The sequence below is a fragment of the Arthrobacter arabinosi genome, from assembly GCF_054511115.1.
In genome coordinates, this window is the sequence record NZ_JBTNDF010000001.1 from 206,083 (window position 1) to 230,543 (window position 24,461).

Genomic DNA, 24,461 nt, shown 5'->3' on the forward strand with positions numbered 1-24,461 from the left:
TCAGTCCGCCGCCTTCGCCACCGCGAGCGTCAGCTGTCGCGCAGCATCCGAGACGACCTCCGCATGGATCCGCCCGGGCTGGCGGGTGAGGCGCTCCATCGGGCCGGAGATCGACACGGCGGCGATCACGCGGCCCGACGGGCCGCGGACGGGGGCCGAGACCGACGCGACGCCGTTCTCCCGCTCACCGAGGCTCTGCGCCCAGCCGCGGCGGCGCACCCCGGCCAGGACGGTCGGCGTGAAGCGTGCCTCCTGCAGGCCCTTGAGCAGGCGGTCGTGGTCCTCCCACGCCAGGAGGCACTGGGCGGCGGAGCCCGCCTTCATGGACAGCTGGGTCCCGACCGGGATCGTGTCACGCAGGCCCACAGGACGCTCGGCGGACGCCACACACACGCGCCACTCGCCCTGCCGCCGGAAGAGTTGGGCGCTCTCGCCCGTGGCGTCCCGCAGGCCGAGGAGCACGGGTCCGGCCGCAGCGATCAGGCGGTCCTCGCCGGCCGCCGAGGCCAGTTCCACGAGCCGGCTCCCGAGGACGAAGCGGCCCTGCATGTCCCGGCCGACCAGGCGGTGGTGCGCGAGGGCGAGGGCCAGCCGGTGGACGGTGGGCCGGGCCAGTCCCGTGGAGGCGACGAGCTGTGCGAGGGTGGTGGGCCCGGCCTCGAGGGCGTCGAGCACGAGGGCGGCCTTGTCGATCACTCCGACACCGCTAGAATTGTCCATAGGATGATACTGCCGTCTCATAATCTGAGACGCAAGCTGTTTGACTGGCACTCGCCGCCGGGCGCTGGTTGAGTTGACGCACGATGAGTTCCGGCCGCTGCCCTCCACCCGGGGCCTGAACGCCGGAGCGGAAAAGGACGATCGGCATGGGCAAGACACTGGCAGAGAAGGTCTGGGACGCACACGTGGTGCGCAAGGGCGACGTCGTCGGGGCGGAAGCGCAGCCGGACCTCCTGTACATCGACCTCCACCTCGTCCACGAGGTCACCTCGCCGCAGGCCTTCGAGGGCCTCCGCCTCGCCGGCCGTCCCCTGCGCCGGCCGGACCTGACGATCGCCACCGAGGACCACAACACGCCGACGCTGGACATCGACAAGCCCATCGCCGACCTCACCAGCCGCACCCAGATCGAGACCCTGCGCGCGAACTGCAGGGAGTTCGGCGTGCGGCTCCACTCGCTGGGCGACGCCGAACAGGGCATCGTGCACGTCGTCGGGCCGCAGCTCGGCCTCACCCAGCCCGGACTGACCGTCGTCTGCGGCGATTCGCACACCTCCACGCACGGCGCCTTCGGGGCGCTCGCCATGGGGATCGGCACGTCCGAGGTGGAGCACGTGATGGCCACGCAGACGCTGTCGCTCAAGCCGTTCAGGACCATGGGCATCACCGTGGAGGGGACGCTGAAGCCGGGCGTCACCTCGAAGGACATCATCCTCGCCGTGATCGCCAAGATCGGCACCGGCGGCGGGCAGGGCTACGTGCTCGAGTACCGTGGCTCCGCGATCCGGGCGCTGTCCATGGAGGCGCGCATGACCATCTGCAACATGTCCATCGAAGCGGGCGCGCGCGCGGGCATGGTCGCCCCCGACGAGACGACGTTCGCCTACCTGGAAGGCCGCCCGCATGCCCCGCAGGGCGCGGACTGGGACGCCGCGGTCGCCGAGTGGCGTGAACTGCGCACCGACGACGACGCCGTGTTCGACGCCGAGGTCTTCCTCGACGCGAACGAGCTGGAGCCCTTCGTGACCTGGGGGACCAACCCCGGCCAGGGCGTCTCGCTCTCGCAGGCCGTGCCGTCGCCCGACGACTTCGCCGACGAGAACGACAAGGTCGCCTGCAGCCGGGCGCTGGACTACATGGCCCTGCAGCCGGGTACGCCCATGAAGGACATCCGCGTGGACACCGTGTTCCTCGGCTCCTGCACCAACAGCCGCATCGAGGACCTCCGCATCGCCGCCGACATCATCAAGGGGCGGCGGAAGGACCCGGCCGTGCGGATGATGGTGGTCCCCGGATCGGCCCGCGTGCGCCTGCAGGCAGAGGCCGAGGGCCTTGACCGCGTCTTCAAGGATTTCGGCGCTGAATGGCGGTTCGCCGGCTGCTCCATGTGCCTCGGCATGAACCCGGACCAGCTGGCGCCGGGGGAGCGCTGCGCGTCGACGTCGAACCGGAACTTCGAGGGCCGCCAGGGCAAGGGCGGCCGGACCCACCTGGTGTCGCCCGTCGTCGCCGCCGCCACCGCGGTGCGCGGCACGCTCAGTTCGCCGTCGGACCTGGGACCGCTTCCCGGCACGGGCGCGCACGCCGCGCCCTCCGCCGAGCCCACCGTCACCGCTGCCTAGGAGCCCCCCATGGAGAAGATCACCACGCACACCGGCATCGGCGTCCCGCTGCGCCAGAGCAACATCGACACCGACCAGATCATCCCGGCCGTCTACCTCAAGCGGATCACGCGGACGGGGTTCGAGGACGCGCTCTTCGCCGGCTGGCGGAAGGACGAGGACTTCATCCTCAACCGCGAGCCCTACGCCCGGGGCTCCGTCCTGGTCGCCGGGCCCGATTTCGGCACCGGATCCTCGCGGGAGCACGCGGTCTGGGCGCTGAAGGACTACGGCTTCCGAGCCGTCCTGTCGTCCCGGTTCGCGGACATCTTCCGCGGCAACTCCGGCAAGCAGGGGCTCGTGGCAGCGCAGGTGGCGCAGGACGACATCGAGCTCATCTGGAAGGTCCTGGAGAACGAGCCGGGCGCGACGGTCACGGTGGACCTCGAGGCGCGCATGGTGCACTGCGGCTCGGTCAGTGCGCCCTTCCAGCTCGACGACTACACGCGGTGGCGCCTGCTGGAGGGACTGGACGACATCGGTCTCACGCTCCGGCAGGAGCAGCACATCACGGACTTCGAGGCCCGGCGGCCCTCCCACAAGCCGACCACCCTGCCCGTCCGGACCTGACGCCGCGCACGGGAGGCTGCGCCCGGCTGTTGCGTATCTCACGCTGCGCGCCCGGAACCGGGAGGAATGGTGGCGCGTCCCCGGGGGTTCCTGTAGAGGACCAGGGAGTGCACCCAGTACCCTTGTTCTTTGTCTGCCCGATGGTGCTTCTATGCTTGGAGCGTGCATTCTCGGGTTCGCGGGGGGTTCAACGTATGAGGGAAACAGGTATTCATGGGTAGCGTTCTGACCATCCGAGGCGGCATTCCGCTGACGGGCAAGGTCCTCGTCCGCGGGGCAAAGAATCTGGTGCCGAAGGCGATGGTCGCCTCGCTGCTGGGCAACTCGCCGTCCGTCCTCCGCAACGTCCCCGAGATCAAGGACGTCGACGTCGTCACCAGCCTGCTGCAGCTGCACGGCGTGACGGTCACGAAGGACCCCATCACGGGTGACCTCACGATGGACCCGGTCGACGCGAAGGTGGCGATGTCCAAGGACATCGACGCGCACGCCGGGGACTCGCGTATCCCCATCCTCTTCTGCGGCCCACTGATGCACAGCATCGGCGAGGCCTTCATCCCCGACCTCGGTGGGTGCAAGATCGGTGACCGGCCGATCGACTACCACATGGAGGTCCTCCGCAACTTCGGCGCCGTCGTCGACAAGCGCCCGGGCGGCATCTCCATCTCCGCGCCCAAGGGCCTGCACGGTGCCAAGCTCACCCTGCCGTACCCCAGCGTCGGGGCCACGGAGCAGGTTCTCCTCACCGCGGTCCGCGCCGAGGGCATCACCGAACTCTCCGGTGCCGCCGTCGAGCCAGAGATCATGGACCTCATCGCCGTCCTGCAGAAGATGGGCGCGATCATCACCGTGCAGACGGACCGCGTCATCCGCATCGAGGGCGTCCGTGAACTGACCGGCTACAACCACAAGGCCATCTCCGACCGCAACGAGACGGCCTCGTGGGCGTCCGCCGCCCTCGTCACCCAGGGCGACATCTACGTGGAGGGCGCCCGTCAGCTCGACCTCACGGCCTTCCTCAACACGTACCGCAAGGTCGGCGGCGCCTTCGACGTCGACGACGACGGCATCCGCTTCTACCACCCGGGCGGTCCGCTGAAGCCGCTCGTGCTCGAGACGGACGTGCACCCCGGCTTCATGACCGACTGGCAGCAGCCGCTCGTCGTCGCCCTCACGCAGGCCAGCGGGGTCTCGATCGTGCACGAGACCGTGTACGAGAACCGGTTCGGGTTCACCGAGGCCCTCCTGCGCATGGGGGCGAGCATCCAGGTGCACCGCGAGTGCCTCGGCAGCGTCCCGTGCCGTTTCGGGCAGCGGAACTTCCTCCACTCCGCGGTGATCTCCGGGCCCACCCAGCTGCACGGCACCGACATCGACATCCCCGACCTGCGTGGCGGTTTCAGCCACCTCATCGCCGCCCTCGCAGCCGACGGCGTGTCCCGCGTCACCGGGATCGAACTCATCAACCGTGGCTACGAGCGCTTCCAGGACAAGCTCGAGGGCCTCGGCGCGGACTTCGATGTCACGGAGGACGCCCCGGCTGTCGCCGTGGCACTCGCGTAGGCGGCGCGGCGGATGGGGGAGTCACGGGGCTCACGCGCCATGTTCCTGTTCCTCGCCTCCTGGGTGAGGCCGGTCATGAATGTGCTGATGGACAAGGAGTGGCGCGGGCAGGAGAAGCTGCCGCGCGGCACGGGGATGATCGTGTGCCCGAACCACGTCACCGAGATCGACCCCGTGGTCATCTCTCATTTCCTCTACAACCAGGGCGTCATGCCCCACTTCATGGCGAAGGCGTCGCTGTTCAAGGTGCCCGTGATCGGATACATCCTGCGTACCAGCAAGCAGGTGCCGGTCGAGCGGAGCTCCGCGGGGGCGAACCGCTCCCTGGAGGCCGCCCGCGAGGCACTCACCGACAACGGGGCCATCATCATCTATCCCGAAGGCACGCTCACGAGGGACCCGGACATGTGGCCGATGAAGGGTCGGACGGGAGCCGCCCGCCTGGCCCTCCAGACCGGTGCGCCGGTGGTCCCCATCGCGCACTGGGGGGCCCAGGAGGTTTTCCCCCGCTACGCGAAGCGGTTCCACCTGTTCCCGCGCAAGCGTTCCCGGGTCCTCGTGGGCGACCCCGTGGATCTCTCCGAGTTCCGGGACCTGCCGCTGACGCGCACGACCCTGGACGCGGCGACGGACCGCATCATCGACGCCGTGACCGAGCTCGTGGCGGAGCTGCGCGGCGAGCAGCCGCCGGCTGAGCGCTGGGACCCGTCGGAGAAGCAGCAGAAGCTGACCGGCCGCGACTTCGAGGGCGGTTCCGCAGGCGACGACGAGCCCGGACAGGGCGGACCAGTGCCGGGGGAGACCCGATGACAGCCGACGTGCGCGGAGAACGGCCCGCGAAGATCGCCGTCCTCGGCTCGGGCAGCTGGGGGACCACGTTCGCGAAGGTCGTCGCCGACGCCTCCCCGGACACCCCCGTCATGCTGTGGTCCCGCCGCCCCGAAGTGGCCGCCGAGATCACCGCGGGCCACCGCAACTCGCGCTACCTCGGCCAGACCGTGCTCCCGGGGAACATCACCGCCGCCGAGGACGTCGCGGCGGTCCTCTCCGGCAGCGACCTCGTCGTCCTCGCCGTGCCCGCCCAGACGCTGCGAGCCCAGCTACCGGCGTGGCACCCGCTCATCGCCCCCCATGCCGTCGTCGTCTCCCTCATGAAGGGCCTCGAGGTCGGCACCGACGCCAGGATGAGCGAGGTGATCGCCGAGGAGCTCGGGCTGCCCGCGGAGCGGATCGCCGTGCTCTCGGGCCCGAACCTGGCAATGGAGATCGCCCGCGAGGAGCCGACGGCGTCCGTCGTCGCGTGTCCCGACCACGACACCGCCGCCTGGATCGCTGCGGCCTGCACGGCCTCCTACTTCCGCCCGTACACCTCCACGGACGTGATCGGCGTGGAGATCGGCGGCATCGTCAAGAACGTGATCGCCCTCGCCGTCGGCATCTGCGAGGGACGGCGCATGGGCGACAACACCAAGGCCTCCGTCATCACACGCGGCCTCGCCGAGACGACCCGCCTCGCCGTCGCCCTGGGCGGGCGACGGGAGACGATGGCCGGTCTCGCCGGGATGGGGGACCTCATCGCCACGTGCTCGTCGGCGCTGTCCCGGAACCACACCGCGGGGCATCTGCTGGGGCAGGGACTGAGCCTGGACGAGGTGACGTCGAGGATGAACCAGACCGCCGAGGGCATCAAGTCCGCGCAGGCCGTCCTGGACTCCGCCCTGCACCACGGCGTGGACATGCCCATCACCGAGAGCGTGGTGGCCGTCCTCCAGGGCCGGCTGTCCGTCGACGACCTCGGGCCGCGCCTGCTGGCCCGCAACCTCAAGCCGGAAGGCGATCACGCCCAGTGACCACCGTGACCACCGACACCCCCGGGACGCCGGCCCGCTCCGGGAAGCCCCGCGTCCTCGTGCTCTTCGGCGGCCGCTCCAGTGAGCACGCCGTCAGCTGTGTCACCGCCGCCGGCGTCCTCGACGCGATCGACCGCACCCGCTACGACGTCGTGCCCGTCGGCATCACCCGCTCCGGCCAGTGGTCGCTGGTCTCCGCCGACCCGTCCGCGTGGTCCCTGCGCTCCGACGTGCTGCCCGAGGTGACGGCGACCGAGCATGCCGTGGTCATGGGCTCCGCGGTCGACGGCCGCGACGGGCAGGAGCTGCTCATCGCCGCGCCCGGCTCCGTGCCCGAGAGCCTCGGGGGCGTCGACGTCGTGCTGCCGCTGCTGCACGGCCCGTTCGGCGAGGACGGCACCCTCCAGGGCATGCTCGAGATGGCGGACATGCGCTACGTCGGCGCGGGCGTGCTGGCCTCCGCCGTGGGCATGGACAAGCACTACATGAAGGTCGTGTTCGAGGCCGCCGGGCTCGACGTCGGTCCGTACGACGTCGTCACCGACCGCCAGTGGCGCACCGACGCCGACGCCAGCATGCGCCGCGTCGCGGCACTCGGGTTCCCGGTGTTCGTGAAGCCGGCCCGCGCGGGGTCGTCCATGGGGATCACCCGGGTCGAGGACGCCGACGGGCTACGCGCCGCGATCGAGGCCGCGCGCGTGTTCGACCCGAAGGTGATCGTCGAGGCCGGGATCGACGGGCGCGAGATCGAGGTGGCGGTCCTGCAGGGGCGCGGCCTCGACGCCCCGCGCACGTCCCTGCCCGGCGAGATCGCGATGCAGCCCGGCGACCACGCCTGGTACGACTTCGAGGCGAAGTACGTGGACGGTGCGGCCGCCGAGCTGACGTGCCCGGCCGATCTCCCGGCGGACGTCATCGATCGCGTCCGGCTCCTGGCCGCCGACGCGTTCGACGCGATCGGCGGGGAGGGGCTGTCCCGCGTGGACTTCTTCTACACCCCGGACGGGCGCCTCGTCATCAACGAGATCAACACGATGCCCGGTTTCACGCCCATCAGCATGTACCCGCAGATGTGGGCTAAGTCCGGCCTCGGCTACACCGAGCTGATCGACGAGCTCATCGGCCTTGCGCTCGAGCGGGGCACCGGCCTGCGCTGAGGTCCCAGGCCCGGTGCCTGTGCTCGGCGAGGCTGCTTCCTGCGTGTCGCGTCGGTTCTGCCCGCCGACTCGGGGGCGTCGGTGGGCATTGCCAGACATGCTCACCGAGTTCGGTGTGTCGCCGGGCAGAACGGTCTGCCGACGCTGGCAGTCCTGCGGGCGGCCGGTCGGCTGAGGGGTGTCTGCCGACGCAGGTGGTCAGGCCACCAGCAGCACTCCGACGAGCGAGCCGCCCGCGAGCAGCACGGTCGAGAGCGCCCCGACGACAGCGAAACGGCCCCCAGTGCGCAGCAGACGCCGGACATCGATGCCCGCGCCCAGACCGAACATGCCGGCGGCCAGCAGGACGGTCGTGACGGTACGGCCGATCTCCAGTGCAGCCTCGGGCAGGATGCCGAGCGAGCGGACGGCGACCATGACCAGGAACCCGAGCACGAAGAGCGGGACCACGGGTGGGCGGGGACCGGACGACGGGGCGACCGGAAGCCCCTCGCCGGCTCGGCCCGCGCCGGCCCGTGCTGCTGCACGCCGTCGCTCCCCGAGCGATGCCACCGCGGCGACCGGGGCCAGCATCAGCACCCGGCCGAGCTTGACCACCGTCGCGACGGCGAGTGCCGTGACTCCGGCGGTGCCCGCGACGGCCACGACCTGCGCCACCTCGTGGACGGCAAGGCCGGCCCACATCCCGAACCGCTCCTCGTTCAGCCCGAGCAGTCCGCCGAGCACGGGCAGGACGACGATCATGAGGGACCCGTACAGCGTGACCATGGCGACGGCGCCGGCGGTCTCGTCGTCGTCGGCCTTCACGACGCCCTGGAGGCCGGCGATGGCTGAAGCCCCGCAGATCGAGAATCCGGCCGCCATGAGCGTGGCGCCGGCACGCGTGAGGCCGAGCCGCAGGCCCAGCTGGAGGGTGAGGACGTAGCTCAGGGCGACGCACGCGACGATCAGCCCGAGGACCGGGAAGCCGAGCGCCACGATGTCGGGCAGCGCGAGCTGAAGGCCCAGCAGGACGACGCCGGCGCGCAGGAGCTTCTTGGTGCCCGCTGTGACGCCGGGCCGGAGGGCGGGGGTGTACAGGGAGGAGTTGGCTAGCAGAACGCCGAGCACCAGCGCGATCACCAGGGGCCCGAGCACCGATTGCAGCATTCCGAGCCAGACGGCGACGGCGACCCCGGCCGCGGCTACTGCCAGTCCGGGCGCCAGCGACCGCGTTCGCGCCCGGAGGACGGTGGAGTGGGCGGGTGGTGACGGCATGGGAGTGCTTTCGGGTTCCGGGCAGGGGGTTCCCGGCCATTGTTCCACGGGGGAGGGAGCAGTATTCTCGTCCTCCAGCACGGTTCGGCGAGCTTCACGGAGGACGTCATGTCCACTTTCCTCTTCGCCACGCTCGACGCCGGCGGCAACGTCTCCCCGGCCCTCCTGATCGGTGCCGAACTCCGGCGACGGGGACACTCTGTCCGGTTCATGGGTCACGCAGCGCAGGCCGACACCATTGAAGCCACGGGCGCCGGTTTCACCGCCTACCGGTCGGCCCACCCGATGACGCCGACGGCCGAACTCTCTGCCGGGCGTGACATCACCATGCTGCTGTCGGTGTTCACCGATCCCGGGATCGCCCACGACCTGATCTCCGAGGCCCGGCGCGATCCCCCGGATCTGCTGGTCATCGACTGCCTGCTGTTCGGGGCCCTCGGAGCCGCGGACAGGGCGGGGCTCACCTATGTCTCGCTCGTACACAGCCTCTATGCCTTCTTCGACGGACCCTTCAGGCGCAACCCCATCTCGGTGATGGCGCGGCTGAAGGGTGTCGGCCCACGTCAGGTGATCAGAGGCGCGGAACTGGTGCTGGTCAGCGCGGATCCGGACCTCGATCCGGCCGGGCACCGAGACGCCGGAAAGGCGGTCTGGGCCGGAGCCGCTGTGGACGTGGCAGGTCCAGCTACGCCGCCGGACCGCCCCCATGTCCTGGTGAGCCTCAGCACTACCGCGTTCCCCGGGCAACCCGTGGTGCTGCAGAAGATCATCGACGCCGTGGCGGAAATGCCCGTCGACGTGACGGTGACGACAGGGCCGGCCATCGATCCGGACCGGCTGTTCGCGCCGCCGAATATCGCCGTCCACAGGTATGTCCCGCACAACGAGGTGATGCCCGGGTGCTCGATGGTGGTCGGGCATGGCGGGCATGCGACGACGATGCGGTCCCTTGCCCACGGCCTGCCGCTGCTCATTCTGCCGATGCATCCTATGCTCGACCAGCCGATGATCGGGAAGGTCGTGCAGGAGGCGGGGGCCGGGCTGACCCTGAGCCGCAAGTCCTCGAGCGAGCAGATCGCGGATGCGTTGACGACCATCCTCACGGCGGACACCTACGCTGCGGCTGCCGGGGCGATCGGTGACCGGCTCCGGGCGGCGGAGGGTGCACGCAGGGGAGCGGAGTTGCTCGAGGACGTCGTGCATCGCACCGCGGTGTAGCGCTCGTCCGGCGGGCGTCCTGCTCAAGGCACCACGCCGCCGTCGTTCCTGCCGACCACCACCCGGATCGCGCCGGAGGGCGCCCGGCCGCCCGCACCAGGCGCCCGCCGAGCGAGCCGTGTGCCCGCCCGGGGGCGACGGCGCTAGAGGATATGGTCCGTCAGCGCGTTCGGGGTGCCGAATCGGTGCGCCGTGATGCTGATCGCCTGCTCCTGCAGGAACGGCAGCAGCTCGATCCGCCCGGCCTCGGTGACCGGCTGCGCGTACACCGCGAGGTCGGGACGCCCGCCCGTCGCCTCCGCGAGGGCGGACGCCCCGCCGCCGATGAGCCGCACGCGACGCGCCGTGAGCGTCGCCGCGCCGGCCAGCCAGGCGTCGTCGTCCTCCAGGGTGACGTTCTCCGCCCCGACGACGGAGCGGAGGGCGGCTGGAAGTTCCAGGGCGCTCGACACCGTCACCGGTGCGCCGGCAGCGCGGGCCGCGAGCAGCACACGCACGAGATCGGCGAGGGGCGCACCCCCACCGAGGCGGACCGTCACCGGGTGCGCGAGGTAGCGGAACAGGTTCCGCTCCGCCGCGAGGCCCGAGATGTCCTTCACCCGGCCGAACTCGCTCGACCACGCGGCGGCGTCCGACGCCGCTGCGCGGTCGAGGCGCGCGACGTCGGCCTCGGACAGGCCCGCGGTCCGGGCGGCCGCGAGCAGGGGCACGACGGCGGGCAGCGGGCTGCCCTGCGCCCGCGACTCCTCCGGGGCCCAGGCGCCGAGGCCCACGAGGTAGTTGGGGCCGCCGGCCTTGGTGCCCGCGCCGACGGCGGACTTCTTCCACCCGCCGAACGGCTGGCGCTGGACGATCGCGCCGGTGATACCCCGGTTGACGTAGAGGTTGCCGGCCTGGACGCCGTCGAGCCAGGTGGCGATCTCCTGGCTGTCGAGCGAGTGGATACCGGAGGTGAGGCCGTAGTCGATGTCGTTCTGCAGCGCGATGGCGTCCTCGAGCGTCGCGGCGGTCATGACGCCGAGGATCGGGCCGAAATACTCCGTGAGGTGGTACGTGGAGCCGCGCTGCACGCCGGTGCGCACGCCCGGGCTCCACAGGCGTCCCGAGTCGTCGAGTTGCCGCGGCTCGATGAACCAGGACTCGCCCTCGCCGAGCGTGGTGAGCCCGTCGAGGAGCTTGCCGGCGGCGGGCTCGATGACGGGACCCATCTGCGTGCCCGGATCGGCGGGGTAGCCGACGGTCAGGGACGCGACGGCGTCGAGCAGCTGGTTGCGGAAGCGCTGCGAGGTCGCCGCGCTGCCCACGAGGATGACCAGGGACGCGGCCGAGCACTTCTGGCCGGCGTGGCCGAAGGCGGACTGCGCGACGTCCTTCGCCGCGAGGTCGAGGTCCGCGCTGGGCGTGACGATGATGGCGTTCTTGCCCGAGGTCTCGGCGAGCAGCGGAAGATCGGGACGGAAGGATCGGAACAGCTCCGCGGTCTCGTAGCCGCCGGTGAGGATCACCCGGTCCACGCGGGGATCGGCGAGGAGCTGCCGTCCGAGGTCGCCCTCGTCGAGGTGCGCGAGACGCAGGACCTCGCGCGGGACGCCGGCGGCCCAGAGGGCCTCGACCATGACGGAGCCCGAGCGCCGTGCCTGCGGGGCGGGCTTGATGATCACGGAGGAACCGGCGGCGAGGGCGGCGAGGGTCGAGCCCGCGGGGATGGCGACGGGGAAGTTCCACGGCGGCGTCACGACGGTGAGCCGGACGGGGGAGAAGGACGCGCCGTCGACGTCGTCGAGCTCGCGGGCGCGCTCGGCGTAGTAGTGGGCGAAGTCCACGGCCTCGGAGATCTCCGGATCGGCCTGGTCGAGGGTCTTGCCGGTCTCGGCGGCCATGACCTCCATGAGGTCGGCCCGGCGTGCCTCGAGCGCGTCGCCGGCCCGGTGCAGGACCGCGGCGCGCTCGGCGCCCGTGAGGGAGCCCCAGGTCGCCGATGCTGCGACGGCGCCCGCGATGGTTTCCTCGAGCTCCTCGTCGCGCGTGAGCGTCGTGGCGGCGACGACGTCGTTCCCCAGCTCGGAGCCGGCCACCCGCTCGAGGATCGCCCGGCCCCAGGCGCGGTTCGCCGGGAGCGACGGATCGGTGTCAGGTGTGTTCGAGAAGCCGGAGCCGGGGTGGGCCGGGGCGGGGACGGTGCGGTCCTGCCGCCGGTTCGCCCCCGGGACGGTCGTGTCGAGCTCCGCCAGCGAGGCGAGGAAACGGTTCTTCTCCCGCTCGAACAGGGCCTCGTTCTCGGTGAGCTCGAACACCGCGGACATGAAGTTGTCCTGGCTCGCACCCTCCTCGAGGCGGCGGATGAGGTAGGCGATGGCGACGTCGAACTCGCCCGGGTGCACGACGGGCGTGTAGAGGAGCAGAGAACCGACGTCCCGCTTCACGGCCTCCGCCTGCCCCTGCGCCATGCCGAGGAGCATCTCGAACTCGATGCCGTGGCGGACGCCGCGCTCCCCGGCGAGCAGCCAGGCGAAGGCGAGATCGAAGAGGTTGTGGCCGGCGACGCCGATGCGCACGTTCTCGATCCGCCCCGGCTGCAGGGCGTAGTTCAGCACGCGCTTGTAGTGCGTGTCCGAGTCCTGCTTCGAGCCCCAGGTGGCCAGCGGCCAGTCGTGGAGGGACGCCTCCACCTGCTCCATGGGGAGGTTGGCGCCCTTGACGACGCGCACCTTGATGCCGGCACCGCCCCGGGCCCGCCGGGCTGCGGCCCAGTCCTGCAGCCGGATCATGGCGGCGAGGGAGTCGGGGAGGTAGGCCTGCAGGACGATCCCCGCCTCGAGGTGCGTGAACTCGGGCCGGTCGAGGATGTCCATGAACACCGCGATCGTGAGGTCGAGGTCCTTGTACTCCTCCATGTCGAGGTTGATGAACTTCGGGGTCACGGCCTGCGCCGCGAGCGCGTACAGGGGGGCGAGCTTCTCCGCGACGTGCCGGACGGCCTCGTCGAAGGCCCACGCGGGGTGCGGGGCGACGGTCGAGGAGACCTTGATGGAGACGTAGTCGACGTCGGGCCGCTCGAGGAGGCGGACCGTGCCGGCGAGCCGGCGCTCCGCCTCGTGGTCGCCGAGGACGGCCTCGCCGAGCAGGTTGATGTTCAGGCGGATGCCCTCGCGCCTGATCTTTTCGATCGAGCGGCCCAGCCGGGCGTCGGACGCGTCGATGATGAGGTGCCCCACCATCTCGCGCAGCACCCGGCGGGCGATCGGGATGACGACCTGCGGCAGGACGGGGGCGACGGCGGCGCCGACCTTCACGGCGGAGCGCATGTACCAGGGGAGGAAGGTGGGCACTTTCGGCGCGATGGCGGCGAGGTTCCGGGCGGCGACGGCGAGGTCCTCGGGCCGGATCACGCCGTCGACGAAGCCGACCGTGAAGGCCAGCCCGTTCGGGTCCTTGAGGACGCCGGCGAGCTGCTGGGCGGAGGCGTCGACGGGGATCTTCGCCGCCTCGGTCAGCCATCGCCGTACCAGGGCGATCGCCTCGTCCGGCAGCGCTGCCGGGATGTCCGTGGAGCCGCCCGGGCCGGCGGAGAAGGAAGCGGCCTCGACGTCGGCGCTCGGGTCGGAGGCGACGGACGGGTCCGGGGACGCCGGGGTGGTGGCGGTGCCCTCGCGGGGCGGGATCTGGGTTGTCATGGCAACGGCTTTCGGTTGGACGGCTCGCGCCGGGCACAGGATGAAGCAGCTACTTCGCACCCAGTATCCGGCGCATCGTACGATTAGGAAAAGCGATGATTACCGAACGGTAATGATCAGCCGAACCGAAGGAACAGGGAGTCCATGCTCGATCTGCGCAGGCTCCGCCTGCTCCGTGAACTGAAGATCAGGGGGACGCTCGCTGACGTCGCCGCAGCGCTCAGCTACAGCCCGTCCTCTGTCTCGCAGCAGCTGGCCCTGCTCGAGAAGGAGGTGGGCGTCGAGCTGCTGCGGAAGACCGGGCGCCGCGTGGTCCTCACGCCGCAGGCCGAGGTGCTCGTCACGCATACCGCCGCATTGCTGGAGACCCTCGAGCGGGCCGAGGCGGATCTCGCGGCCTCGCTGACGACGGTGTCCGGGACGGTCCGGGTGGCGGTCTTCCAGTCGGCGGCCCTCGCGCTGATGCCGGACGCACTCACCGCCATGGCCCTCGACTACCCGGACGTCCGGGTCGAGATGGTGCAGCGCGAGCCGGAGACCGCCCTCTACGAGACCTTCGCCCGGGAGTTCGACCTCGTGATCGCCGAGCAGTACCCCGGACACGCCGCCCCGCGCCACCCGGAGCTCGACCACGTGCCCCTGACGCAGGACGCCATCCAGCTCGCCGTGCCGTCGGCCGGCCACCGCCATGCCGGCATCTCCTCCGTGGCGGAGGCGGAGGACGCGGCGTGGGTCATGGAACCCCGGGGAGCGGCGTCACGGCACTGGGCGGAGCAGGCGTGCCGGCGGGCAGGCTTCGAGCCCGACGTCCGCTACGAGACGGCGGATCTGCAGGCCCAGATCCGGCTCATCGAATCCGGCAACGCTGTCGCTCTCATGCCGGAGCTGGTGTGGACGGGCCGGAACGTTCCGGTGCAGCTGCTCGACCTCGCCGAGGACGCGCGGCGCTCCATCTTCACCTCGGCACGCCGTGCGGGTGCACGGCGGCCCGCCGTCCTCGCCGTGCGGGAGGTCCTGGGGCGCGCCGCCGCGGGCGTCCGGCGGCCGTCCTCGCAGCAGGAGGAGGACCAGGAGCACCGGCAGGTGCAGCAATAAATCCCCGCCGCCGCCCGTTGACCCACCAGCCCTGTTTTTCGGGCGACACCGCTCCGCTCCTAAGGTTGTCCCATGTCCCTGCAGTCCACGCATCCCGTATCAGCCCCCGTGCCGCCCACGATCGAGAGGGTCGTCGAGACCGTGCTGCCCACCCGCCACGGGACCTTCCGGATGATCGGCTACCGGGACGGCGAAGGCACGGAGCACGTGGCGCTCGCGCAGGGGATCGACGACGCCGTGCACGGCCCGGCCGCGCCGCCCCTCGTCCGCGTCCACAGTGAATGCCTCACCGGGGACTCCTTCGGTTCCTGGCGCTGCGACTGCGGGGAACAGCTCGACGCCGCGCTCGCCGCGATCGCGGAGGAGGGCCGGGGGGTGCTGGTGTACGTACGCGGACACGAGGGCCGGGGCATCGGGCTGCTCGCCAAGCTCAAGGCGTACGCGCTGCAGGACCAGGGGGTGGACACCGTGGACGCGAACACCGAGCTGGGGCTGCCCATCGACGCCCGACGGTACGACCAGGCGGCGGAGATCCTCCAGGACCTCGGCATCCGCGCGGTCCGCCTGCTCTCCGGCAACCCCGCCAAGGAGGAAGCCCTCGAGGGCCTCGGGGTCGAGGTCGTCGAGCGCCGCGGCCTCGCCGTGTCGGAGCGCTCGGAGAACGCGGGCTACCTTGCGACGAAACGCGCCCGCATGCGGCACGACCCGCCGCCGTCCGCCGACGCCTGGGCGTCCCTGCTCGACGGCGCCGTCCCCCCGGCTCCCGCACCGGGCGAGGCGGAGGAACTGACCCACCGGTACGGCTACCTCGCCGGGGCGTCCGGCCGGATCGTCGTCGGCCGGCTGCGGCAGAGCCTCGACGGGTTCATCGCCTCACGCACCGGGGACTCCGGCTTCCACGAGGACCGCGGCGACCACGGGCACCTGCAGCGGCTGCGGGCGCTCGTCGACGCCGTCGTCGTCGGCGCCTCGACCGTCCTGGCCGAGGACTGCTCGCTGGCGGTGCGCGACGTGCCCGGCAGGAGCCCCGTCCGGGTGGTGCTCGATGCGTCGGCGAAGGTGGCTGCGTCCGCGCGGGTGCTGGCCGACGACGGCGTCCCCACCCTCTGGCTCGTCGGCACCGACGCTGTGCTCCCCGACGGCGTCCCGCGCTCCGTCGAGGTGGTGCGCCTGGGCGCGGAGGACTTCGCGCCGGGACGGATCCTCGACATCCTGCAGGCGAGGGGGCTGGAGAAGGTCCTCATCGAGGGAGGCGGCAACACCGTGTCACGCTTCCTCGAGGCCGCGCTGCTGGACCGCCTGTACCTCACCACGGCGCCCGTGCTCGTGGGCGACGGCGTTCCCGGGATCCGCTTCACCGGCGCCGACGCGCTCGCCGAGGCGCGTACTGCACCCGTGCGGCGCTTCGTCTTCGGTCAGGACATCTGCACCGAGTTCAACTTCGCGGGCGCCCGGTAGGTCCGCGGGTCGTCGATCCCGCTCCCCGGACCGATCGGACGGGATGTCCGACAGGCCCGGGAGGCGGGGTCACACCGGATCAGGAGTCGTCGCTGAGCCGTTTGCTCTTGCCCTGCAGCCGGTCGATGTGCTCGGAGGCCTCGGCCTTGTTGATGTCGGCGGGAATTTCCTCGCCGGCCTCGCGGGCCAGCGTGTCGAGGTAGCTCCGCTGCGCTGCGGTCATCGGCTCGTCACCCGTGACCCAGTCGGAGGGATCGCGCTCGAAACCGCCCTCGGGCTCGGAGTTCGGACTTCCCAGTGTGTCTGCCATGTGAGTTCCTGTTCGTCGTGGTCGGCGTGAGCCATCAGTCTACTTACCGTCTCCGACACCGTCCCGGTCCGGTACGGCTAGCCGCGGAACATCGGCAGGGGAGCGCCTCTGACCCCTGTCTCGACGGCGAACAGCGCCCCGGCTTGCGGCTCCGAGCCTTCGGGGATGTTCTCCTGCGTGGTCGTGATGAAGAGCGTCGAGAGGTCCTCCCCGCCGAACGCGCACGCCGTCACGTTGGTGACCGGCAGCGGGATGTGCTCGGAGAGCCTGCCCGAGGCGTCGTACCTGGCCACGGCGCCGCCCCCGTACAGGGCTGTCCAGATACCGCCCTCCGCGTCGATCGCCATGCCGTCCGGCATTCCCAGGGCGGGTTCGACGACGGCGAACGTGCGGCGGTCGGTGAACCGGCCGCCGTCGACGTCGTAGGCGAGGGCATCGATGCGTCCCGTCGGCGTGTCACTGAGGAATGCGGTGTCGCCCGAGGGGGAGAAGTGCAGTCCGTTGGACACCGTGAGGCTTGTCAGGAGCGTGGTCACGGTGTGGTCGGCATCCAGGGAGTAGAGGGCGCCGACGCCGAACCCGCCCTCCCACGCCATGGACCCGCACAGGAAGCGGCCTGCAGGGTCGCAACCGCCGTCGTTCATGCGGATCGTGCTGTCGCTGAACGCCTCGGGGCCCTGCTCGATCGTCGAGAAGGAGTCGTCGGCGAACACGAAGCCCCGCTCGACGCCGATCACGTACCCGCCGGAGGTGCGCCCGCGGACGACGCCGGCGAGGCGCGGGTGGACGCCGTGCCGGTCGAGGCTCCCGTCCGCGTGCCGGACGAGGACGTCGCCCTCCATCATGTCGACGAACAGGAGCTCGCCGCGGCGCGGATCCCAGTACGGTCCCTCCCCGTGGAAGGTGCAGACGTCGGAGATTCGCTCGGCTTTCATGGTGCCTCCTGATGGTCGGTGGGTACGGGGCGGGTCGGGGGCGGTGCGTCAGCCGTCCGTCGGCGCGGGTGTCGCGTCGGCCAGCCCCACGCAGGCGCGGGTCCGCTCGACCCGCGCCACGGCGTCGCCGAGTTCCACGAGGACGGTGCTCGAGGCCACCTCGTCGGGGTCGAAGAGGACCTCGATCGCAGGGTCCCGCCCGTACGTCGTGGCCGTCCACGCCGGGTCCCCTTCGCGGACCACCCAGTCGACGTCGTTCACGGTGACACAGGGGTCCGTGGTGGGCCCCGGCACGTCCACGCCGCACCGCATCACCACCCGGGACGGATCGCCCCAGGCCGAGGTGGCCTGGCTGTTCGTCTCCCGCTGCTCGTTCTCCGCGACCGTGGGGGGCAGGGCGATCATGACGTCCGCGCACCGGGCGTTCGCGGCGTCCCCGGCAGGGTCGACGTCCACCACCGACGAGCATCCGGTCGACCCGGCCAGGAGGGCCGCGGCGGACAGCAGGGAGGTCAGGGCGCGGGGGAGGACAGGCATGATGCCAGCCTAATCGGTGGTCCTGCGCTCATCCTGCGGGAGCGGCCCGCCGGAGGGCACGACACGACGCCGTCAGCCCGCGGGGGAAGCGGGGCGGCGGGAGCCGCCGCCAGTAGGATTCAGGAGCCGGCAGTCGGTCTCAGGCCGCCGGTTCCCCCTACGCACCCGGCGTTGCCCCCAGCCCGCGGGTGCGAGATCGCGAGCCGAGGACGAATGACCGCGCACCACCGCTTCCCCCTGACCTCCCCAGCCCTCAGGACCGTGACCGGCACGGTCGCAGTCCTCCTCGCCGGAGCGGTCCTCGCCCCCGTGGCCGCGTTCGCCGTCGAGTCCGGGCCGTCGGGCGGCCGCCCCGCCGTCGTCGCCCGGCAGCAGCCCGGTGTCGTCGAACAGCCCGGGCCGGACGCCACCTTCGGGGAACCCGCGCCACCCGTCGTCGACCCCCTGGCGACGTCGGGAACCGACCCGGCCACGGGCTTCGCGATCAACGCCCGCACCGGCTTCCTCGTCCATCCGGCGACCGGCCACCTCATCGAACCCGGCACCGGCAATCTCGTGTTCGCCGACACCCTCATCTACACGAACCTCCGGTACGACGCCGCGACGGGCGAGGTCGCGGGAATCGCCGGCGAGGCGCCGGTGCCGGCACCGAGCCCGAGCCCGAGCCCGGCAGGGACGCGGGCGGCGACGGCGTCACCCTCCGCCTCGACCACGGCGACCCCGAGCGCGACCGGCTCGGCGCCCGCTCCGGTCACGTCCGCGCCGCCGCCGCCGATCCCGTCGGCCGCTGCGGTGGACAGCGCTCCGGCGGCGGCCACCGCGAGTGCCACACCGCGTGCCACCCGGTCGGCCACACCGGCTCCGAGCCGCACCGCGGAGGCTGTCGCCGAGGAGGAGCGTACCGCGTCCCTGGCGCCGGTCGCGTGGATCGGTGCGGCCCTGGTCGCCGCCGCGCTCGCCGTCGTCGCGGTCCTCGCCGTCCGCCGTCGCCGGCACTGATCCGGGGTGGTGCAGGACGTGAAGAATCTTCTGGTGACCGGCGGCGCCGGCTTCATCGGGTCCAACTTCGTCCACTACCTGATGGAGCACACGGATGTGTCCGTCACGGTCCTCGACAAGCTGACCTATGCCGGCAACGCCGCGTCCCTCGAGGGGCTGCCGTCGGACCGCTTCGACCTGGTCGTCGGCGACATCGCCGACGCCGCCGTCGTCGACCGGCTGACGCAGCGCGCGGACGCCGTCGTCCATTACGCCGCGGAATCGCACAACGACAACTCGCTGCACGATCCCCGGCCGTTCCTCGACACCAACATCATCGGCACCTACACGCTGCTCGAAGCCGCTCGCCGGCATGGTGCGCGGTTCCACCACATCAGCACGGACGAGGTGTACGGCGACCTGGAGCTCGACGATCCGGAGCGCTTCACCGAGAGCACGCCCTACAACCCGTCGAGCCCGTACTCGTCCACCAAGGCCGGGTCCGACCTCCTCGTCCGCGCCTGGGTGCGCTCCTTCGGCGTCCAGGCGACGATCAGCAACTGCTCCAACAACTACGGGCCCTACCAGCACGTCGAGAAGTTCATCCCGCGGCAGATCACGAACGTGATCGACGGCGTGCGGCCCAAGCTGTACGGCGAAGGCCTGAACGTCCGCGACTGGATCCACGCGAACGACCATTCCTCCGCCGTGTGGACCATCCTCAACACGGGGGAGATCGGGCAGACCTACCTCATCGGCGCGGACGGGGAGCGCAACAACAGGGACGTCGTCGAACTCATCCTCACCGAGATGGGCCGGCCGGCGGACGCCTATGACCACGTGGTGGATCGGGTGGGCCACGACATGCGATACGCGATCGATTCGACGAAGCTGCGCACCGAGCTCGGCTGGACACCGGAGTTCGACCACTTCGAGGAAGGACTGCGCGAGACGATCGCCTGGTACCGCGACAACGAGGACTGGTGGCGACCGCAGAAGGCCGCCACCGAGACCAAGTACACCGAGCAGGGGCAGTGACGCCATGGGACCGACCTTCTCGAAACCGCTCACTGCCCGCGAGACGCCCATCCCCGGTGTCCTGCTGTTCGACCTCCCCGTGCACGGCGACAACCGCGGCTGGTTCAAGGAGAACTGGCAGCGCGCGAAGATGAGCGCCGCCGGGCTCGCCGACTTCGGCCCGGTCCAGAACAACATCTCGTTCAACGAGACCGCCGGCACCACCCGCGGCATCCATGCCGAGCCATGGGACAAGTTCATCTCCGTCGCCACCGGGCGCGTCTTCGGCGCGTGGGTGGACCTGCGCGACGGGCCCTCCTTCGGCGCCGTGTTCACCGTGGAACTCGATCCCTCGACGGCCATCTTCATCCCGCGTGGCGTGGGCAACGCCTTCCAGACGCTCGAGGACGGCACCGCGTACACCTACCTCGTCAACGACCACTGGTCCGCCGATGCCCAGGACCAGTACGTGTTCCTCAACCTCGCCGACGAGACGGCCGCGATCACCTGGCCCATCCCGCTGGCCGACGCCGAACTCTCCGACAAGGACCGCACGCACCCGCGCCTCGCGGACGTCACACCGCTCATCCCGCGGAAGACGCTCGTCGTCGGCGCGGACGGCCAGCTCGGCAGGGCCCTCCGCACGGCACTCGCCGGCCACGCGTCCGTCGAGTTCGCCACACGCGACGATCTCGACCTGCTCGGCGACCTCGACACAGCCCGCCCCTGGACGGCGTACGACACGATCATCAACGCCGCCGCCTACACGGCCGTCGACGCCGCGGAAAGCCCTGACGGCCGCGCCGCCGCCTGGGCCGTCAACGTGGCCGGCGTCGCGGCGCTTGCCCGGGTGGCGAGTACCCACCGCCTGACCCTCGTCCACATCTCCAGCGACTACGTCTTCGACGGCTCCCGCGACCTCCACACGGAGACGGAAGCCTTCACCCCGCTCGGGGTGTACGGGCAGACGAAGGCGGCCGGCGACGCGATCGTCGCCACGGTGCCCCGCCACTACATCCTGCGCACCAGCTGGGTGATCGGCGAGGGCAACAACTTCGTGCGGACCATGGTCGGCCTCGCGGGCCGCGGCATCTCGCCGAGCGTCGTGAATGACCAGATCGGGCGGCTCACCTTCACGGAGGACATCGCCGCCGCCGCCTTGCACCTCCTGGGCACGGGTGCTCCCTTCGGCACCTACAACGTCACGAACGACGGCGAGTCGCAGAGCTGGGCCGACATCGCGGCGGACGTGTACGCCCTCTGCGGCAGGGACCGCCGCGACGTCACCGGCGTCAGCACCGAGGAGTACTTCGCCGGCAAGCAGGCCGCGCCGCGCCCGCTGCAGAGCACGCTCGACCTCGCCAAGCTGAAGGCGACCGGCTTCGTGCCGGCGCCGGCAGGGGAGCGGTTGGGGTCCTATGTGGGGTCTCTGCGCGGGACGCGCCCTGTGTGAATGGCGCGGGTGATTGTGGAGGCCCCCCGGATGGACCATCATCAGGTCATGCGTGGGATTATTCTCGCCGGTGGAACCGGCTCGCGACTGCATCCGATCACCATGGGGATCAGCAAGCAGCTCGTGCCCGTCTATGACAAACCGATGATCTATTATCCGCTGTCGACGCTCATCCTCGCTGGTATCCAGGACATCCTGATCATCACAGCGCCCCACGATGCTGACCAGTTCCGCCGGCTGCTGGGTGACGGCCGTAGATTCGGGGTCAATCTGAGCTATGTCGTACAGCCCTCGCCGGACGGACTCGCCCAGGCCTTCATCCTCGGCAAGGACCACATCGGCAGCGACTCCGTCGCCCTCGTCCTCGGGGACAACATCTTCTACGGCCAGGGACTGGGAACACAGCTTCGTCGCTTCGCCGACGTGGAGGGAGGGGCCATCTTCGGATACCAGGTCGCTGATCCCACCGCATACGGAGTCATCGAGTTCGACGACTCCGGGAAGGCACTGTCACTCGAGGAGAAACCGGTGGTCCCGAAAAGCAGCTTCGCGGTCCCCGGGCTCTACTTCTACGACAATGACGTGATCGGAATTGCGCGTGGCCTGAAGCCTTCCCCCCGCGGCGAACTCGAAATCACGGATATCAACCAGGAGTATCTGGACCGGGGCAGGCTCCACGTCGAGATCCTCCCTCGCGGCACGGCCTGGCTCGACACCGGCACCTTCGAGTCGCTCAGCGATGCGTCGACCTTCATCCGTACGGTGGAGCACCGCCAGGGCCTCAAGATCGGTGCGCCGGAGGAGGTCGCCTGGAGGCAGGGCTTCCTGAGCGACTCCGAACTCGAAGCTGTCGCCGCACCCCTCGTGAAGAGCGGCTACGGAAAGTATCTGCTGTCACTGATCGGTGACCGGTCCTCCTCCTGATGCCGGTCAAGGCCCCTCCCGCTCCGACGCCGCGATCCAGCACGGGCGGTGTCGGCGCTTCGCTGTAGCGTGGGGGCGTGTCGCAGTCGCCCTCTCCCACCTCCACGCACCGGCTCACAGTCGCCGGCCTCTCCGAGGCCGAGCTCCTCGCCCGGATCGTCCCCCGCCTCCCCGTGCCGGAGGGCGTCCTCCTCGGTCCCGGCGACGACGCCGCCCTCCTCGCCGCGAACGACGGCCGGACCGTGCTCAGCATCGACACGCTCGTCGAGGACCACGACTTCCGGCTCCTGCGCCCCAACGGCCACCGCACCACCGGCTACGACGTCGGCTGGAAGTGCGCCGCCCAGAACCTCAGCGACATCAACGCCATGGGGGGCCGGGCCACCGCGCTCGTCGTCAGCCTCACCCTCCCGCCCACCACGCCCGTGGAGTGGGTGGAGGCGCTCGCCGACGGCCTGACCGCCGCCATCCGCGAGCTCGGCGCGGCGGGCTGCGGCGTCGTCGGCGGCGACCTCGGCGCCGGGGCCCAGCTCGTCGTCACGGCAGCCGTGACCGGGACCCTCGACGGCCGCGCCCCCGTCCTGCGCTCCGGCGCGAAAGCCGGACACAGGGTCGCCGTCGCGGGCACGCTGGGCCGGGCCGCCGCAGGCCTCGCCCTGCTCGAGGACGGCCGGCCGCTCGAGGACGTCGGACCGGTGGGGGAGGAGCTCGTCGCCGCGCAGTTGCGGCCGCGTCCGCCCCTGGCCGCCGGCCCCGCGGCCGCCGTCGTCGGCGCGTCCGCGATGCTGGACCTCTCCGACGGCCTCCTCCGCGACGCCGGACGCATCGCGACGGCGAGCGGCGTCGGGCTCGATCTCGACCCGTCCGCCCTGCGGGAGTACGCGGCTCCGCTCGCGGAGACCGCCGCGCTGCTGGGCGTCGACCCGATGGAGTGGGTGCTCGGCGGGGGTGAGGACCACGGGTTGCTCGCCACCTTCCCCGCGGACGGACTGCTGCCGGCCGGGTTCACTGCGGTAGGCTCGGTGGTGCCGGGCAAGCCGCTCGTGACACTGGCGTCACAGGCCGCAGCTCTCAGGGGATGGGATCACTTTGCACACTAAGATCACCGCGAACGCACTCGCGATGAAGCGTTGGTTGAGCAAGGCCGAAGAGTCCCTCGGGAACCACAGCGACCGCCTGAACGCGATCAACATCTTCCCCGTGGCGGACGGCGACACCGGCACCAACCTCTACCTGACCGTCCGCTCCGCCGCACGCGCCGCGCACGACGCCGACGCCGTCGACCTGGGCGAGCTCCTGACCGTCGCCGGCCGCGCCGCCATGGAGGAGGCACTCGGGAACTCCGGCACCCTGTTCGCCGTCTTCCTCGCCGCATTCGCCGAACCATTGCATGGCACCACACGCCTCACCAGCTCGCTGCTCGCCTCCGCCCTCCACCGCGCCCAGATCCGCAGCTGGTCCGCGCTCAGCGACCCCGTCCCGGGCACCATGCTCTCGGTCCTCGAGGCCAGCGCCCGCGGTGCCGCCGAGACCGCTTCCGGACACGCGGGCGACGACAGCAACCAGGCGCTCGCCGTCACCCTCAGGGGTTCGGTGCAGTACGCGCTGCAGGCCGTCGCGGACACCGAGAACCAGCTCGGCGTGCTGACCGAGGCGAAAGTGGTCGACGCCGGCGGCGTCGGCTTCCTCCTCATCCTCGACGCCCTCCGGGCCGCGGCCCTCGGCGAGGAACTGCAGGACGAACTCCTCGACGGCCTGCACGGCTACGACATCCAGGCGCCGCACATCCACCGCGGCGGCGACTCGGAGGGCGTCGAGGTCATGTGCACCATCAACCTCAGCCCGCTGGACGCCGCCACCCTGCGCCTCCACCTCGACGAGATCGGCGACTCGGTGATCATGAGCGCCGTCTCCCCGGTCGGGGACGGCTACCGCTGGCGCGTCCACGTGCACGTCCCGGACCCGGTGCCCGCCCTGGCCCTCATCCACGAGGCGGGGACGCCGATCAACATCACGGTGACCCAGCTCGCCGCCTCACCCGTCGGAGTCGAGGCCGGTGAGTCCTGACGCAGTGCGGCCCGTGA

General features: G+C 71.2%; 21 protein-coding genes. 15 read left to right on the forward strand and 6 right to left on the reverse strand.

The features are described from left to right. Complete coding sequence (locus ACX80P_RS00995; RefSeq protein ID WP_459276163.1) at positions 1-720, reverse strand: IclR family transcriptional regulator; 720 nt, start codon at positions 718-720, stop codon at positions 1-3. A 146-nt stretch (positions 721-866) separates the two neighbouring features. Here ACX80P_RS00995 and leuC point away from each other — a divergent pair, with 146 nt between their 5' ends. The 6 genes from leuC to ACX80P_RS01025 all read left to right on the forward strand — a co-directional run bounded on the left by leuC (position 867) and on the right by ACX80P_RS01025 (position 7,521). After that, complete coding sequence (gene leuC, locus ACX80P_RS01000; protein ID WP_459276164.1) at positions 867-2,342, forward strand: 3-isopropylmalate dehydratase large subunit; 1,476 nt, start codon at positions 867-869, stop codon at positions 2,340-2,342. Positions 2,343-2,351: 9 nt separating this feature from the next. Beyond that, entirely contained in the window at positions 2,352-2,951 is a 600-nt protein-coding gene (gene leuD / locus ACX80P_RS01005; RefSeq protein WP_459276165.1) for a 3-isopropylmalate dehydratase small subunit, read from the forward strand. 213 nt (positions 2,952-3,164) lie between these two features. After that, positions 3,165-4,514 (forward strand): UDP-N-acetylglucosamine 1-carboxyvinyltransferase, encoded by a 1,350-nt coding sequence (gene murA, locus ACX80P_RS01010; protein ID WP_459276166.1) that lies wholly within the window; start codon positions 3,165-3,167, stop codon positions 4,512-4,514. Between the two features lie 12 nt (positions 4,515-4,526). After that, complete coding sequence (locus ACX80P_RS01015; RefSeq protein ID WP_459276167.1) at positions 4,527-5,324, forward strand: lysophospholipid acyltransferase family protein; 798 nt, start codon at positions 4,527-4,529, stop codon at positions 5,322-5,324. Further along, entirely contained in the window at positions 5,321-6,364 is a 1,044-nt protein-coding gene (locus tag ACX80P_RS01020) for an NAD(P)H-dependent glycerol-3-phosphate dehydrogenase (RefSeq protein WP_459276168.1), read from the forward strand. The genes ACX80P_RS01015 and ACX80P_RS01020 overlap by 4 nt, the downstream gene beginning before the upstream one ends. Positions 6,365-6,369: 5 nt before the next feature. After that, on the forward strand, positions 6,370-7,521 hold the full coding sequence (locus ACX80P_RS01025) for a D-alanine--D-alanine ligase family protein (RefSeq protein WP_459276775.1): 1,152 nt from the start codon (positions 6,370-6,372) through the stop codon (positions 7,519-7,521). A 198-nt stretch (positions 7,522-7,719) separates the two neighbouring features. Here the strand turns inward: ACX80P_RS01025 and ACX80P_RS01030 are convergent, their stop codons facing one another. After that, the gene (locus tag ACX80P_RS01030) at positions 7,720-8,778 is read right to left on the reverse strand and encodes a YeiH family protein (RefSeq protein ID WP_459276169.1); all 1,059 of its coding nucleotides are present in this window, start codon (positions 8,776-8,778) and stop codon (positions 7,720-7,722) included. A gap of 108 nt (positions 8,779-8,886) precedes the next feature. Between ACX80P_RS01030 and ACX80P_RS01035 the strand changes: the two genes are divergently transcribed. Next, complete coding sequence (locus tag ACX80P_RS01035; protein WP_459276170.1) at positions 8,887-9,996, forward strand: glycosyltransferase; 1,110 nt, start codon at positions 8,887-8,889, stop codon at positions 9,994-9,996. 143 nt (positions 9,997-10,139) lie between these two features. Here the strand turns inward: ACX80P_RS01035 and ACX80P_RS01040 are convergent, their stop codons facing one another. Next, positions 10,140-13,670, reverse strand: a complete 3,531-nt coding sequence (locus ACX80P_RS01040) for a bifunctional proline dehydrogenase/L-glutamate gamma-semialdehyde dehydrogenase (RefSeq protein WP_459276171.1) — start codon at positions 13,668-13,670, stop codon at positions 10,140-10,142. Positions 13,671-13,814: 144 nt separating this feature from the next. Between ACX80P_RS01040 and ACX80P_RS01045 the strand changes: the two genes are divergently transcribed. Both ACX80P_RS01045 and ribA read left to right on the forward strand, forming a co-directional pair. Continuing rightward, entirely contained in the window at positions 13,815-14,765 is a 951-nt protein-coding gene (locus ACX80P_RS01045; protein WP_459276172.1) for a LysR substrate-binding domain-containing protein, read from the forward strand. Positions 14,766-14,837: 72 nt separating this feature from the next. Continuing rightward, positions 14,838-16,223, forward strand: coding sequence for a GTP cyclohydrolase II (gene ribA, locus ACX80P_RS01050; RefSeq protein WP_459276173.1), 1,386 nt, complete (start codon positions 14,838-14,840; stop codon positions 16,221-16,223). A 79-nt stretch (positions 16,224-16,302) separates the two neighbouring features. On the opposite strand, the gene ACX80P_RS01055 is transcribed toward ribA, so the two are convergent. The 3 genes from ACX80P_RS01055 to ACX80P_RS01065 all read right to left on the reverse strand — a co-directional run bounded on the left by ACX80P_RS01055 (position 16,303) and on the right by ACX80P_RS01065 (position 18,005). Next, a complete protein-coding gene (locus tag ACX80P_RS01055) occupies positions 16,303-16,533 on the reverse strand; it encodes a DUF3072 domain-containing protein (protein WP_105030877.1) in 231 nt (76 codons plus the stop codon). 77 nt (positions 16,534-16,610) lie between these two features. Next, positions 16,611-17,468, reverse strand: a complete 858-nt coding sequence (locus tag ACX80P_RS01060; protein ID WP_459276174.1) for an SMP-30/gluconolactonase/LRE family protein — start codon at positions 17,466-17,468, stop codon at positions 16,611-16,613. 48 nt (positions 17,469-17,516) lie between these two features. After that, a complete protein-coding gene (locus ACX80P_RS01065) occupies positions 17,517-18,005 on the reverse strand; it encodes a DUF3515 family protein (RefSeq protein WP_459276175.1) in 489 nt (162 codons plus the stop codon). Between the two features lie 213 nt (positions 18,006-18,218). On the opposite strand from ACX80P_RS01065, the gene ACX80P_RS01070 reads away from it, so the two are divergent. The 6 genes from ACX80P_RS01070 (at position 18,219) to ACX80P_RS01095 (ending at position 24,444) form a co-directional block, all read left to right on the forward strand. Continuing rightward, positions 18,219-19,004 carry a hypothetical protein gene (locus ACX80P_RS01070; protein WP_459276176.1) on the forward strand — a complete coding sequence of 262 codons (786 nt, stop codon included), beginning with the start codon at positions 18,219-18,221 and terminating at the stop codon, positions 19,002-19,004. A gap of 18 nt (positions 19,005-19,022) precedes the next feature. Next, positions 19,023-20,021 carry a dTDP-glucose 4,6-dehydratase gene (gene rfbB, locus ACX80P_RS01075; RefSeq protein ID WP_459276177.1) on the forward strand — a complete coding sequence of 333 codons (999 nt, stop codon included), beginning with the start codon at positions 19,023-19,025 and terminating at the stop codon, positions 20,019-20,021. Between the two features lie 4 nt (positions 20,022-20,025). Further along, positions 20,026-21,453, forward strand: a complete 1,428-nt coding sequence (locus ACX80P_RS01080) for a sugar nucleotide-binding protein (RefSeq protein WP_459276178.1) — start codon at positions 20,026-20,028, stop codon at positions 21,451-21,453. 48 nt (positions 21,454-21,501) lie between these two features. Beyond that, positions 21,502-22,377, forward strand: a complete 876-nt coding sequence (rfbA, locus tag ACX80P_RS01085) for a glucose-1-phosphate thymidylyltransferase RfbA (protein ID WP_459276179.1) — start codon at positions 21,502-21,504, stop codon at positions 22,375-22,377. A gap of 77 nt (positions 22,378-22,454) precedes the next feature. Next, positions 22,455-23,477, forward strand: a complete 1,023-nt coding sequence (locus ACX80P_RS01090) for a thiamine-phosphate kinase (protein WP_459276180.1) — start codon at positions 22,455-22,457, stop codon at positions 23,475-23,477. A 22-nt stretch (positions 23,478-23,499) separates the two neighbouring features. Beyond that, positions 23,500-24,444 (forward strand): DAK2 domain-containing protein, encoded by a 945-nt coding sequence (locus ACX80P_RS01095; protein WP_459276181.1) that lies wholly within the window; start codon positions 23,500-23,502, stop codon positions 24,442-24,444. The last annotated feature ends 17 nt before the right edge of the window (positions 24,445-24,461 follow it).